Annotated in this window: 13 protein-coding genes; 6 read left to right on the top strand and 7 right to left on the bottom strand. The window is 69.4% G+C overall.

All coding sequences use genetic code 11. The annotated features are described in order from the left end of the window. Positions 1-80 precede the first annotated feature (80 nt). Together AC1MBE_RS15215 and AC1MBE_RS15210 are read right to left on the bottom strand one after the other, a co-directional pair. Positions 81-1,505, bottom strand: a complete 1,425-nt coding sequence (locus AC1MBE_RS15215) for a YibE/F family protein (RefSeq protein ID WP_479779377.1) — start codon at positions 1,503-1,505, stop codon at positions 81-83. 111 nt (positions 1,506-1,616) lie between these two features. Further along, entirely contained in the window at positions 1,617-2,990 is a 1,374-nt protein-coding gene (locus AC1MBE_RS15210; protein WP_479779375.1) for an FAD-binding oxidoreductase, read from the bottom strand. A 318-nt stretch (positions 2,991-3,308) separates the two neighbouring features. On the opposite strand from AC1MBE_RS15210, the gene AC1MBE_RS15205 reads away from it, so the two are divergent. The 3 genes from AC1MBE_RS15205 to AC1MBE_RS15195 are packed head-to-tail and all read left to right on the top strand — an operon-like array spanning position 3,309 to position 5,749. Next, complete coding sequence (locus AC1MBE_RS15205) at positions 3,309-4,061, top strand: alpha/beta hydrolase (protein ID WP_479779374.1); 753 nt, start codon at positions 3,309-3,311, stop codon at positions 4,059-4,061. Next, entirely contained in the window at positions 4,061-4,870 is an 810-nt protein-coding gene (locus tag AC1MBE_RS15200) for a DUF1295 domain-containing protein (RefSeq protein ID WP_479779372.1), read from the top strand. The genes AC1MBE_RS15205 and AC1MBE_RS15200 overlap by 1 nt, the downstream gene beginning before the upstream one ends. 15 nt (positions 4,871-4,885) lie before the next feature. Beyond that, complete coding sequence (locus tag AC1MBE_RS15195) at positions 4,886-5,749, top strand: lysophospholipid acyltransferase family protein (protein WP_479779370.1); 864 nt, start codon at positions 4,886-4,888, stop codon at positions 5,747-5,749. Between the two features lie 87 nt (positions 5,750-5,836). On the opposite strand, the gene AC1MBE_RS15190 is transcribed toward AC1MBE_RS15195, so the two are convergent. The 3 genes from AC1MBE_RS15190 to AC1MBE_RS15180 all read right to left on the bottom strand — a co-directional run bounded on the left by AC1MBE_RS15190 (position 5,837) and on the right by AC1MBE_RS15180 (position 9,356). After that, positions 5,837-6,844 carry a GNAT family N-acetyltransferase gene (locus AC1MBE_RS15190; RefSeq protein WP_479779369.1) on the bottom strand — a complete coding sequence of 336 codons (1,008 nt, stop codon included), beginning with the start codon at positions 6,842-6,844 and terminating at the stop codon, positions 5,837-5,839. A gap of 2 nt (positions 6,845-6,846) precedes the next feature. Continuing rightward, on the bottom strand, positions 6,847-8,232 hold the full coding sequence (locus AC1MBE_RS15185; protein WP_479779367.1) for a glycine--tRNA ligase: 1,386 nt from the start codon (positions 8,230-8,232) through the stop codon (positions 6,847-6,849). Between the two features lie 122 nt (positions 8,233-8,354). Beyond that, entirely contained in the window at positions 8,355-9,356 is a 1,002-nt protein-coding gene (locus tag AC1MBE_RS15180) for a DMT family transporter (protein WP_479779366.1), read from the bottom strand. 33 nt (positions 9,357-9,389) lie between these two features. On the opposite strand from AC1MBE_RS15180, the gene AC1MBE_RS15175 reads away from it, so the two are divergent. Next, positions 9,390-9,626, top strand: coding sequence for an RNA-binding S4 domain-containing protein (locus AC1MBE_RS15175; protein WP_479779364.1), 237 nt, complete (start codon positions 9,390-9,392; stop codon positions 9,624-9,626). Between the two features lie 60 nt (positions 9,627-9,686). Here the strand turns inward: AC1MBE_RS15175 and AC1MBE_RS15170 are convergent, their stop codons facing one another. After that, positions 9,687-10,349 carry an alpha/beta hydrolase gene (locus tag AC1MBE_RS15170; RefSeq protein ID WP_479779363.1) on the bottom strand — a complete coding sequence of 221 codons (663 nt, stop codon included), beginning with the start codon at positions 10,347-10,349 and terminating at the stop codon, positions 9,687-9,689. Between the two features lie 70 nt (positions 10,350-10,419). Here AC1MBE_RS15170 and AC1MBE_RS15165 point away from each other — a divergent pair, with 70 nt between their 5' ends. Together AC1MBE_RS15165 and AC1MBE_RS15160 are read left to right on the top strand one after the other, a co-directional pair. Beyond that, positions 10,420-11,295, top strand: a complete 876-nt coding sequence (locus AC1MBE_RS15165) for an SGNH/GDSL hydrolase family protein (RefSeq protein ID WP_479779361.1) — start codon at positions 10,420-10,422, stop codon at positions 11,293-11,295. A 117-nt stretch (positions 11,296-11,412) separates the two neighbouring features. Next, positions 11,413-11,922 carry a hypothetical protein gene (locus tag AC1MBE_RS15160; RefSeq protein WP_479779359.1) on the top strand — a complete coding sequence of 170 codons (510 nt, stop codon included), beginning with the start codon at positions 11,413-11,415 and terminating at the stop codon, positions 11,920-11,922. 105 nt (positions 11,923-12,027) lie between these two features. On the opposite strand, the gene AC1MBE_RS15155 is transcribed toward AC1MBE_RS15160, so the two are convergent. Then, on the bottom strand, positions 12,028-13,512 hold the full coding sequence (locus AC1MBE_RS15155; protein ID WP_479779357.1) for a CoA-acylating methylmalonate-semialdehyde dehydrogenase: 1,485 nt from the start codon (positions 13,510-13,512) through the stop codon (positions 12,028-12,030). Positions 13,513-13,533: the final 21 nt, after the last annotated feature.

The following is a 13,533-nucleotide window of genomic DNA, read 5'->3' as shown; positions in this document are numbered from 1 at the left end:
CAAAGCCGGGCAAATCGGCAGGATTCCGGCACTGCTATGTGGAAAACGCCGCGCGCACGTGACGTCGCGGAGCAGCCCGGTCAGCCGGGAACGGCTGCCCGTCGGCCGCGGCGGGTCGCCGGCACCGGCCCGGAGTCGCCAGATCCGCCGCCGTCGGTTGACCCGCCATCGGGAGTCCCGCCGTCGGGAGCGCCGCCGACATCGGCGGCTGCCCGGCCGCCGTCGTCCGCCGCGGTCCCAGTGCCCGCAAGCGCATCGCCCGAGCCGCCTTTGAGTCCAGTGGCTTTCACTACGAGGACGGCAATCAGCGTGGTGACCGGAATCGCCAGGACCAGCCCGATGGAGCCGACGAGCGTGCGGATCACTTCCTCGGAGAGTTCGGCGCTGGTGAGCGTGTCCCCCAGCGGCCGCTCGTAGAGCATCACGATGATCAGGATCGGCAGGGCCGCGCCGGCGTAGGCGAAGGCGATGGTGTAGACGGTGGAGGCGATGTGGTCCCGGCCGATCCGCATGGCCGCGGCGAACAGCTTTCGCGCCGGCGTTCCGGGGGCGAGTTCCCAGAGTTCCCACACCGCGGAGGACTGAGTGATCGTGACGTCGTTGAGCACGCCGAGGCCGGAGATGATGAGCCCGCACAGGATGATCCCGGAGATGGAGATGTGGTCCGAGACGTTCGCGAGCGTGGCGGCGTCATGGCTGCCCACGCCGGCGAGGTTGGCCGCGTCGGTGGCCCAGGCCGCGAGCGCGGCGGTGATGCCCAGGCCGAACATGGTGCCCAGCAGCGCGGTCGAGGTGCGGGCGGTGAAGCCGTGGGCAAAGTACAGCACGCCGATCATGATCACCGTGGACCCGACGAGCGCCAGCAGTAGCGGCGGTTTGCCTTCGACCAGGCCCGGAAGCATAAAGGAGACCAGCACGGCGTAGGCGCCGACGAGGCCGATGAGGGCGCGCAGCCCGCGCCAGCGCGCCACCGCGATCACGACGACGGCGTAGAGCACGGCGAGCAGGATGATCGGGAGGGTCCGGACGAAGTCGACGAAGACGTAGGCGGGTGTGCCCTGCGCGGCGGCGCCCTGGGCCTTGGAGAGGTTCAGGTAGCGGATGTTGTCGCCGACCTTGACGCCGTGGGACTTGGCGACGTCGGGGTTGATCACCACCTTGACCGGGTTTCCGCCCTTGTCCGGTTCGGTGTAGGCGAAGGTGCACTGCGAACCCTGCCCGGCTCCGGCGGGGGCGTCCGGCTGGGCGCCCGTACAGCCTTCGACGACGACGCGCTGGATCCTGCCGGTGTCGAAGCTGACGCCCGGGGCTGCCGCGTAGGGGCTGGAGAGCTTGATGCCCTCCTTGCTGCCGGACGGCCAGAGCGACACCATCGCGGCGAGCGTCAGCAGGGTCAGCGGAACCAGCACGGCGGCGAGGATCCAGTTGGCCTTCTTGCGTGCCGCGGCCGCCCGGGGCGAGGTGTCGAGGTGCCCGCCGGTGGTGTGTGAATGTCCGGCGCCCATCAGCAGTTCAACCTCATGCCGAAAACTCTACGGCGTCGGCGGCGTCGGGTGCGTCCGCCGCGTCCGCGGTGTCCGCGGTGTCCGCGGTGTCCGCGGTGTCCGCGGTGCCGTTTAGGCAGGCGCGATGTTTTGGTTGACGTGGAACAGGTTCTGCGGATCGTACTTGGCCTTGACCTCCTGCAACCTGGCGTAGTTCGGGCCGTAGTTGTCCGGGACCCGGCCCAGGTCATCGCCGTCCATGAAGTTGATGTAGCCGGCGGTCTCGGAGAAGGGCTGCAGCGCCGCCGCGTAGTCCCGCACCCAGGCGATGTTTGCTTCGCTGTCCGCCGGGTCCTCCCAATGGCAGGCGATCACCGGGGAGAACCTGGCTTTCCGGTTCGGAAACGCCGTGTCCGTGACGCCCACCCGGTGCACTGCCCCGTCGATCGGGTAAATGTGCACGGCGGTCTGAAGGCTGGGCACCCGGCGGCCGTAGTCGAGGTGGGCGTCGATGGCTCCGTCGTTGAGCTCGGACAGGAAGGCCGCCTTCCAGTAGGCCAGGAGACCCTTGGGGTACATCCCGTCGAAGGCCGAGTTCAGGGCCGGATACGGCATTGGCCCCACCATGGATCCGGCCACTGGCGCCGCGTCGAGGAATGGCTGCCACCGGGCCGGCCCCTCGGCGGGGTCACCGGTCCACATGCCGACCACTATGCAGACCGGCTTCCCGTGCCACTGCTCAGGGAGGAACGGGACGGGCGGACCCTGGTGGAAGGCGAGGAAGGCGCCGAACTCTTCCGGGGCTGCCGCCAGTTGCTCCCGGTAGAACTTCGCGACGGTTTCGGCGTGCTCCCCCGGGAAGATGATGATCCCGGCGTGGACCATGTCCACGGGATGCAGGCGGAATTCCAGCGAGGTCACGACGCCAAAGTTCCCCCCGCCGCCGCGCAGCGCCCAGAAGAGATCCTCATGCTCGCTCTCGCTCGCCGTGAGAAATTTGCCGTCCGCGGTGACGACGTCGGCCGAGAGGAGGTTGTCGCAGCTGAGCCCGTATTTCCGGTCGAGGTACCCGATGCCTCCGCCGAGGGTCAGCCCCGACACCCCGGTGGAGCCGACGACGCCGCCGGTGGTCGCCAGCCCGAAGGCATGCGTGGCGTGATTGAAGTCCGCCCAGGTTGCGCCGGGCTCGGTCCGGGCCGTTTTGGCCGCGGGATCAACCCGCACACCCCGGGTGTTGGCAAAGTCGATGACCAACGCGTCATCCGCCGTGCCAAAGCCAGGTCCGCTGTGGCCTCCGCCGCGGACTGCCAGCGGCAGGTTGTTATCCCGGGCGAAGTTGACGGCCGCGATCACGTCCGCCACCTGGGACACGCGGACCACCACTGCCGGCCGCTTGTTGATCATGCCGTTGTGCACTGCCCGGGCCTCGTCATAGGCCGGGTCGCCGGGCGTGATGACGTGCCCGCGGACTTGCCCGCGCAGGCTGTCGAAGTCGGTTCCATCCATTTTCTGTACCGTCGATTTCGTCGTGGTTTCCGACCCGGACGGTGATCTGTGCTCCCAGCCGGCATGGCGCCCGGAGGCTTACGAGCACAGGCCTACTCTTCGGCCCGCACCGCGTCAAGGGGTTCGCACCGTTGCGCCCCGGGTTCGCGGCACGAGGCCGGGCCGCGTCCGTCGTTGCCGGGCCCATCCCGCGGCGGCACCGCTGCGAATGTCCTGAGGGAAGACGTGTGCAAACCAGCCGGTAAACGCTGACGGGAACGCCCGCGGGCAACTTATTGTTGGTAATTGCAGGGACCAAACGAGGTGGAGGACACAAACGTGGCCAGACGCAAGACAGACGACCGGGAGCACCAGGCGGCCGGAGCCGGCCCGGCGGCCCGGGCCGAGCTCAGCATCGCCGACGCGTCCGGGGAGACCCGCGGCGTCGCCCTGGTGCTGCACGGCGGCCGCGCGGACAGCTTCGAGGCGGTCCGCGCCCGGCACCTCAGCCCTGCCAGGATGCTGCCCTTCGCGCAGGCTCTCCGGAACGAGGGGGGCCCGCACGGCCTGGCCGTCTGGACCCTCCGGAACCGGTACCGGGGCTGGAACGGGCCGGACATGTCACCGGTCCAGGACGCCCGCTGGGCACTCTCCCAGATCAGCCGCGAGCACCCCGGCGTTCCTGTCTACCTCCTGGGCCACTCGATGGGCGGCCTCACGGCGCTCTGTGTCGCGGACGACCCGCAGGTGGAAGCCGTCGTCGCCCTGGCCCCCTGGCTGGAGCGGTCCACCCCGGTGGAACCCGTCGCCGGGCGCCGCGTGCTGATCGTGCACGGCAGCGAGGACCGCTGGACCAGCCCCAAAAACTCGCTGGCCTTTGCCCGGCGCGCGGAGGGCGTGGCCGGTTCGATCAACTACATCTCCCTCACGGGCGCCGGCCACTTCATGTTCCGTCGGGTCCGGCTCTGGAACTCGCTGGCCAACGGTTTCATCCTGGACTCCTTCGCCAGCAGCGCCGGCACCGAACTCCGCGGCACGGACACCCTCCGCCAGGTTCTCCCCGCCGCCGCCGGCCTCCCGGTGGTGCTCTGATGCCGGCCTTCCCGCTGGACGCTTTCCTGGCCAGCCTGCCCTGGGTGGCGCTCGGTCTCCTGGCCCTGCTGGCCGTGACGTTCGCCGTCGCCGTCCGCCAGAGCCGCCACTCGGTGATTGACACGGTCTGGGGCCTGGGCTTCGTGGTGGCAGGCGCCGTCTCCTGGCTGCTGTCCGCGGGCCACGGCGACGCCGGCCGCCGCCTGCTGCTGCTGGCCCTCGTGGCGGTCTGGGGCATCCGGCTCGCCGTCCACATCGGCGTCCGCGCCCGCGGCGGCCATGAAGACCCGCGCTACGTGGACATGCTCTCCTCGGCGCCGGGTTCCCGCAACACCTACGCGCTGCGCCGGGTGTACCTCCCGCAGGGCATCGTGATGTTCTTCGTCTCGCTCACCGTCCAGGTGGGCATGTTCAGCACCGGCGCCCTGGGCTGGCTGGCGCTGCTGGGCGTCCTGTTGTGGATTGTCGGCTTCGTCTTCGAAACGGTCGGCGACTGGCAGCTGGCACAGTTCAAGGCGGATCCGGCCCGGCGCGGCACCGTCCTGGACACCGGGCTCTGGCGCTACACCCGTCACCCGAACTACTTCGGGGATGCCGCCGTCTGGGCCGGGCTGTTCCTCGTCGCCGCGGACTCCTGGCCGGGGGTGTTGACCATCCTCTCCCCCGCCCTGATGATCTGGACGCTGGCTGGCAAGACCGGCAAGCCGCTGACCGAGAAGGCCATGTCCGCCCGGCCCGGCTACAAGGAATACGTCGAATCGACCTCCGGCTTCATTCCCTGGCCGCCTCGCCGGCCGGCGGACCGCTGAAATGTGCGGTTCGGCGTGAGCTGGCGGCCGCAGCCGAACGACCGCTTTTACCGGATGATCGTCCGCACCGGCCAGGTGCTGCGCTGGCTGTTCCGGATCCGGGTCCTCGTGACCGGCGTCGAACACCTCCCGCCGGCGCAGCCGGACAACCCGCCGGACAACCAGCCGGGCAGCCGGCCGGAGGACCAGCCGCGCAGCTCCTCCCGCCGCCCCACCCCGGGGACGGGCGCCGTCGTCGCCATCACCCACTTCGGCTACCTCGATTTCGCCGTCGCCGAGCTGCTGCTGTGGTGGCACAACAAAGCCCAGATGCGCTTCCTGATCACGCAGGGCGCGGCCGACCACTGGTTCGCCGGGCCGGCCGTCAGCGCCGCCGGGCACGTCGTCGTCGGCTATGACACCGGAGCGCACGCCTACGACGCCGCCGTGCAGAAGCTCCGCGACGGGGAATACGTCGCGATCCTGCCCGAGGCAGGGGTCAGCCGCAGCTTCACGGTGCGCGAGTGCAAGACCGGCGCGGTGCGGATGGCAGCGGAGGCCGGAGTCCCCATCATCCCCGTCTCGGTCTGGGGCGCCCACCGGATCATGACCCGGCACCACGGCTTCTCCCCGCTGCGCGCCTGGCGCGCACCGGTCCGGGTCCACGTCGGCGAGCCCTTCACCCCGGACCCCGGACTGGACGTCCCGGCAGCCACCGAGGCCTTGCGCGAAGCCCTCCAGCGCGGGATCGACGCCGGCATCGCGGACTTCCCGCTCACGCCCGAACCGGGCGCCTGGTGGATGCCCGCAGCGCTCGGCGGCGGCGCCCCCACCGAGGAGGAACGCCGGCGGCTGGACCTGGCCGAGGGCCCGCGGCGCGCGCGCAGCCGGCGCCGCTAAGCGCGGGCTCCGCCGGTTAACCCAACTGACCCGCAGTGGTTGTCGCGTCAAGGCGACAACCACTGCGGGTCAGTTGCGTTTTAGGGCTTAGGCGGGGTCGGAGACGATCAGCGTGTCCGCGCCGGCCTGCCGGGCCTTGCCGGTCTCCAGCAGCGGCTCGACGACGGCGCGCAGGGCCGTCATCGAATCGTCCAGTTCCAGCAGCACCGGGTACTGGTACGCAATCAGCGCCAGCAGGTCCCGGACCGCGGCCTGCGCCTCGTCGTCGGACAGCTCCGGGTCGTGGCCCAAGAACACGTCCGAGGGATCGCCGGCCTTCGTGCTGTGCCCCTCTTCGGGGCCGCCCATCTCCGGGCCGCCCTGCGCGTAGCTGACCGCGAACGCCTGGAGCCGGCCCTTCTTGCTGGCCGGCACGCCCGTTCCGAACGCGCTGGCCTTGGGCGCTCGCAGCACGATCGCGCCGTGCGCGCCGCTGAGATCGTCAAGGAAGAGCCGCTGCACGGTGGCGATGCTGAGCTCGCCGGGGCTGTCCCAGTGGTGCACGGCGGTGTAGTACCGGCCCACGACGTCGCTGAGCTCCACCGAGCCGGTGGCCAGGTCCTCTACCTGCTCCGACGCCGCGGCCTCGGAGCCGTCGCCGAAGACCGGGAGCTTCAGGGCGCCGGGTTCGACGACGACCAGGCGGGAGCGTTGGATCGGGGCCAGGCCGGCCGCCTCGGCGAAGGCGGCGCCGGGCGTGCCCGGCTCCACCTTGGTCCGGAGCCGGGACACGCCCGACGGCGCACGCCCGGCCTCGTGCCGGAGCATGGCCAGCAGCGTGGAGCCGATGCCGGTGCGGCGGTGGTCGCGGGCGACTTCGACGTACACCCAGAGTCGTTCCGGGTGCAGCGTGGCCTCGTGGACCACGCCGGCCGCGACGGGGATGGCGACGCCGTCAACGACGTCCTCGGCCACGATGCAGCGGCGCCACGGGGCGTTGCCGGAGGGCGCGAGGGTGCCGCGGAACTGCCGGGCCAGCTCCGTTTCCGGCCCGCCCCAGATTTCCAGCAGCGCCAAGTCGTCGCCCTCGTGCCATTCGCGGTACTCGATCGCCATGCTCAGGCGCCGATCAGCCGTGCGGCCAGGTAGCCCTCCACCTTGTCCAGGGAGACGCGTTCCTGGCTCATGGTGTCGCGTTCGCGGATGGTGACGGCCTGGTCTTCGAGCGTGTCGAAGTCCACCGTGATGCAGAACGGCGTGCCGATCTCGTCCTGCCGGCGGTAGCGGCGGCCGATCGCGCCGGCGTCGTCGAACTCGATGTTCCAGTTCTTGCGCAGCTGCGCGGCGAGGTCCTTGGCCTTCGGGGACAGGTCCTCGTTGCGGCTCAGCGGGAGGACCGCCGCCTTGACCGGCGCCAGCCGCGGGTCCAGCTTGAGCACGGTGCGGACGTCGACGCCGCCCTTGGCGTTGGGTGCCTCGTCCTCGGTGTAGGCGTCGATCATGAACGCCATGAAGGAACGGGTGAGGCCGGCGGCGGGCTCGATTACGTACGGGGTGTAGCGCTCGTTGGTGGCCTGGTTGAAGTAGCTCAGGTCCTGGCCGGAGGCCTTTGAGTGCGTGGAGAGGTCGAAGTCGGTGCGGTTGGCGATGCCTTCGAGCTCGCCCCATTCGGAGCCCTGGAAGCCGAAGCGGTACTCGATGTCCGTGGTGCCCTTGGAGTAGTGGCTGAGCTTCTCCAGCGGGTGCTCGAAGAAGCGCAGGTTCTCCTCGCGGATGCCCAGGCCGGTGTACCAGGCCATGCGCTCCTTCATCCAGTACTGGTGCCACTGCTCGTCGGTACCGGGCTCGACGAAGAATTCCATCTCCATCTGCTCGAACTCGCGGGTGCGGAAGATGAAGTTGCCCGGCGTGATCTCGTTGCGGAACGACTTGCCGATCTGGCCGATGCCGAACGGCGGCTTCTTCCGCGAGGTGGTGAGCACGTTGTTGAAGTTCACGAAGATGCCCTGCGCGGTTTCGGGGCGCAGGTAGTGCAGGCCCTCTTCGCTGGCGACCGGGCCCAGGTAGGTCTTGAGCAGGCCGGAGAACTCCTGCGGCTCGGTCCATTCGCCGCGGGTGCCGCAGTTGGCACAGACGATGTCCTTGAGGCCGTTCTCGGCGGGGCGGCCCTTCTTCTCCTCGTACTCTTCCTCGAGGTGGTCGGCGCGGTAGCGCTTGTGGCAGGAGAGGCACTCGACCAGCGGGTCGGAGAAGACCTCGACGTGGCCGGAGGCTTCCCAGACCTGGCGGGGCAGGATCACCGAGGAGTCGAGGCCGACGACGTCGTCGCGGCCGCGGACCACGGACTGCCACCACTGGCGCTTGATGTTTTCCTTCAGCTCGGCACCGAGGGGGCCGTAGTCCCAGGCAGAACGGGAGCCACCGTAGATTTCACCGGCCTGGAAGACGAAACCCCGTCGCTTCGCGAGGGAAATGATCTGGTCGAGTACGGATTTTGCTGCCATGGGAACTCCAATTTCTACAGGGCCGCTGGGTGCGGTCCGTGCTGTCAGCCCCGGGTCACCGGCTGGTTGCCGGGCGGGGTAGTGCGGACGGTGTGATGCAAACTCCTAGCCTACCCGCGCTGCTACCGCTTCAGGGCGCCGCGGGACCAGGGCAGGCTGGCCAGGACAATGGCGGCCAGCGTCAGCAGCGTGCCCAGCACGGTGGGCAGCGCGACGACGGTGCCGGGGGCGGGCAGCACCAGGTCGAGCCCGAGCGAGCCCAGCAGTTGCCCGGCGATCATGCCAAGCCCGGTGATCAGGACCCCCAGGCTGCGGACCAGGAGGGCGGCGACGCCGATGAAGATGCAGCCCATGGGGCCGCCAAGGTAGTACCACCACTCTGTGGGAAGAGCGTGGCCGGGCCCGGCGACGGCCAGTTTGATCAGCCAGGCAAGCCACAGCACCACACTGCCGGCGATGAAGTTCACCAGGGTGGCGGTGATGGGCGTGCGGTAGCTCACGGTGGCCGTGCCGTTCATCGCCTGCTGGAAACTCATCAGGAACCCGGCGAGGACCGGCAGCAGCACCGGCAGCAGCAATTGCAGCGGGCCGGCCTCCGCGCCGGAAGCGGCGCCTGCGCTGCCCGCCGCACTGCCGTCGAAGCGCGGCGACACTGCCCAGGCGACGGCGGCGACGGTCAGCACGCTGCCGAGCACGCGGATGCCGGTGACCGGCCTCTTGCCCGCCGGGCCGATCCCCATCCGGTCCACCAGCAGTCCGCTGAGCGTCTGCCCGGTAACCGCCGCGACCGTGAACAAGGCGACACCGAGCAGCCCGACCGTGAAGGACTGGGCAAAGACGAAGAACGCCCCGATGCCGCCGGCCAGCACGTAGTAGCGGGGGAAGCGGCGCTCCCGCAGCGCCGGCAGGACTTCAGCGAACCCGGCACGGCCCTTCGGCAGGACCAGCGAGACGACGATCATCAGCGCCAGGCCGACGCTGAAGCTGACCACCGCGGCCGCGAGGCCGTCGGCCAGGACGGTTCCCAGGGCGCCGTTGATCCGGCCCTGGACGGGGACGAAGAGTCCGGCCGCAACGGCAAGGAGCAGTCCGACGGGCAGAGGGATCCGCGGTGCGTGGGTCATTGGTGCCACCTTTGGTCAGGCATTATTGCTTGTATGAGCAACCCGGAAATTGAAGACATTCCCATCCGCGACGACATGATCCGGCTGGGCCAGCTGCTGAAGCTGGCCAACCTGGTCGAGGACGGGGTGGAGGCTGCCGAGCTGGTCAAGAACGGCTTGGTCAAGGTCAACGGCGAGATTGACGACCGCCGCGGACGCCAGCTCCACCACGGCGACACCGTCACGGTGAACGGACAGACCGTCCGGATCGTCACCCCCAGTGGAGTTTAACAGCGACTAGCAGCGCCTGACAGCGCTCAGTGGCTCCGGGCAGCGCCGGCCCGTCCGGGCTTATTTGTTGAGCACCTCGTGGGTGAGGAACTCGCCGACGTGCCCGATCTCCTGCTGGTTGATGCCGTGCCACATGCCGGTGTAGAGCACCTTGGTGAGCTTCACGTGCTTGCGCACCCAGCCCATGGTGAACTCGATCTTGTCCGGCGTGATGACGGGGTCCTGCTGGTCGCGGCCCCAGAACATCGGCACGGTTCCGTCCAGTTCCGCATCGCGGAAGCTGGGGTCCCCGCCGGCGTCGACGGCGAACCCGGAGAGACCGACGACGGCGGCGTAGCCGTCCGGCCGCAGCCGCAGCAGCGTGGTGGCCATGGCCATGCCCATCGAGAAGCCGAGCAGGGTGACCGAGGAGTGGTTCGCCCTGACGGAGTCGATCCAGTCCTGCGCGTACGCGGCGGCGTGCTTGACCGCGTCGAGCGAATACTCAATGGATGCGGTCAGCGGGAACCAGGTGAAGCCCGGTCCGGAGACCAGCGGGGCACGCAGCGAGGCCACCACAAACTCCTCCGGCAGCATGTCCGCCAGGCTGAGCAGATCCTGTTCGTTGGCTCCAAAGCCGTGCAGCAGCACCAGTAGCGGCTTGCCGGCGCGGTCCTCCTCGGGCCGGGACCACAGGACAACGGGTGCGGGAAAGGCAGCGGGAAAGGACGGGGCTTCAGTCATGGCTCCATTCTTACAGTTACCTAGGAGTAACAAGCTACGGTGGCGCCCGTTTGCGGGAACAGTGCAGGATATGAAGGTGAGCGAAACAGAAGCGCTGGAGAATTACCCGGACCGTACTGTCAACCACCCCTGGACCCGCTACGTCGCCATGGGCGATTCCTTCACGGAAGGCATCGGCGATCCCGAGCCGGCCCGCCCGGGCGGGCACCGCGGCTGGGCGGACCGCGTGGCCGAGGAACTGAGCCGCGGCCACGACGATTTTGCCTACGCCAACCTCGCCGTCCGGGGCCGGCTGCTGCAGCAGATTGTGGACCAGCAGCTGGCCCATTGCCTGTCCCTGAAGCCGGACCTGGTGACCCTCTCCGCGGGCGGGAACGACTTGATCCGGCCCGGCGGGGACCCCGATGTCCTCGCCGAACGGCTGGACTCCGTGGTGCAGATCCTGAGTATGGGCGGCGCCACCGTGGTCCTGTTCAACGGCCCGGACACGGGTTCGTCGGTGCTGGGCCGGATCCGCAGCAAGGTGGCGATTTACAACGAGAACCTGCGCACCGTGGCGGCCCGGCACGACGCCGTCATCGCGGACATGTGGTCACTGCGGCAGCTCAACGACCCGCAGATGTGGGACGCGGACCGGCTGCACTTCTCGCCGCTGGGCCACCACACGATCGCGGCCATGGTGCTTGATTCGCTGAATGTGCAACACACCCTGGAGCCCCTCTCCCCCAAGCCGCTGCCGCAGCGCAGCTGGCGGGAGGCCCGCACCGGGGACCTGATCTGGGCCCGGGAGCACTTTGTCCCGTGGGTGGTCCGCCGGCTCCGGCACCGCTCCTCCGGCGACGGGATCACGGCCAAGCGCCCGCTGGCCGGACCGGTGTTCGGCCCCGGCGTGCCGCTCGGTTCGGGCGAGGGCCCGCCCGGCACCGAGGACGCCTTGCGGTCCTGAACGGCCCGGGCCGACGCCGGGCCCGGAACCCGGCCGGTAACCCCGCCAACGCTCCCGGCACCCGGGGCGGGCCCTGCGCGTTAAGCTGGAAAGACACCTTTTGAGAGGCCCGGTACCGTGAGTATTTTCTTTTGGATCATCCTGTTGTCCTTCCTGGTTCCGGCGGCCATGCGCCTGTACCGGAAATCCGTCCGCGGACGGAACCAGGACCCCGGCATGCCGGGCCAGTTCCCGGGGCAGTTTCCCGGCCAGCAAAGCAACCAGCCGCGGGACGGGTTCACCCAGCGGGACTACTTCGGCGGCTTCGGCCAGCTGGGCGCCCCGCAGCCTCCGGCCAACCAGCCGCCCGCGAACCAGCAGTACCCCGTCCCGTACGAGGACAGCCCGGAATACCTGAACAACCCGCCGCAGCCCACCGGACAGCAGTGGCAGCAGCCCTGGCAGCCGCCGGCCCAGTCCCAGGCGCCCGCTCCTTCCCCGGCCCCCGTCCCGGACGTTCCGCCGGCGCCGTCGGGGCCGCAGGGGTACCGCGCACGCAAGCTCGCCGAGCTGGACCAGAAGTACAGCAACGGCGAGCTCGCCATGGAGGATTACATGGCCCAGCGCGCGGAGATCATGAAGGGCTAAAGCACCGACCTAAAAGCAACGCGGGGTCACATCCGGCCGGAAATCCACTTGTGGATGGGCCGGGAGTGACCCCGCGTTGCATTTATCGCCGAGGCAGGCGGGACCCTAGTCGACCTGCGGGAAGCCGAGGTCAATCACCGAGGTGGACGGATCCGGCCAGCGGGTGGTGACCACCTTGCCGCGGGTGTAGAAGCGGATGCTCTCCGGGCCATACATGTGCGTGTCGCCGAAGAGCGAGTTCTTCCAGCCGCCGAAGGAGAAGGTCCCCACCGGCACCGGGATCGGCACATTGACGCCCACCATGCCGGCCTCGACGTCGAACTCGAACTGCCGGGCAGCGCCGCCGTCGCGGGTGAAGATCGCCACGCCGTTGCCGAACTCATTGTCATTGACCAGCTTGACGGCATCGGTGTAGCTCTCGACCCGGACCACGGAGAGCACGGGGCCGAAGATCTCGTCGTCGTAGACCTTCATGCCGGGCTTGACGTGGTCGATCAGGCTGACGCCGATGAAGAAGCCGTTGGAGTCGAACTCCTGTTCGCGGCCGTCCACCACCACGGAGGCGCCCTCATCCGCGGCGCCGGCCACATAGGAGGCCACCTTGTCTCGGTGTTCGGCGGTGATCAGCGGACCCATCTGGGAGGCGGGATCAGTGCCGGGGCCGATCTTGAGGGTGGCCATCCGGGTCGTGATCGCGTCCACAAGCTCATCCGCGATGTTCCCGACCGCCACCAGGACGCTGACGGCCATGCAGCGCTCACCCGCGGAGCCGTAGGCGGCGGAGACGGCGGCATCTGCGGCCATGTCCAGGTCCGCGTCCGGGAGCACCACCATGTGGTTCTTGGCGCCGCCGAGTGCCTGGACGCGCTTGCCGTGGTCCGCGGCGCGCCTGTAGATCGACTGGGCGATCGGCGTCGAGCCCACAAAGCTGACGGCCTTCACGTCCGGGTGCTCGAGCAGGACGTCCACGGCTTCCTTGTCGCCGTGGACGACGTTGAGGACGCCGGCGGGCAGGCCTGCCTCGGCGAAGACCTGGGCGATGAAGACGGCGGAGGAGGGGTCCTTTTCGCTCGGCTTGAGCAGCACGGTGTTGCCGCAGGCCAGGGCGCTGCCGATCATCCAGAGCGGCACCATGGCCGGGAAGTTGAACGGCGTAATGCAGGCGACGACGCCGACCGGCTGGCGGACGGAGTGGACGTCGACGCCGCCGGACACCTGCTCGGAGCGTTCGCCCTTGAGCGCGTGGGACAGGCCGGTGGCGAATTCGATGTTTTCCAGGCCGCGGGTGATCTCGCCCTCGGCGTCGGAGAGGACCTTGCCGTGTTCGCTGGTCAGCAGGGCGGCCAGTTCGGGCCGGCGCTGCATCAGCAGTTCGCGGACCTTGAAGAAGATGCTGGTGCGCTTGGCCAGGCTGGTGGCGCGCCAGCCGGGCAGCGCGGCGCGGGCGGCGGCGATGGCTTCCTCGACGCGGGCGGCGGAGGCGAGGGCCACCTCTTTCTCCTGCTCGCCGGTGGCGGGGTTGAAGACGGGGCCGTACCGGTCGGCGTCGGACACCAGGGCGCCGTTGATGAAGTGCGGGATGCGTTCCATGGGGAGGATCTCTTTCTAAAA

The organism is Arthrobacter sp. BG5 (assembly GCF_056680155.1).
Note: the sequence above shows the minus strand (reverse complement) of the source record. Positions and strands in the feature narration are given on the sequence as shown.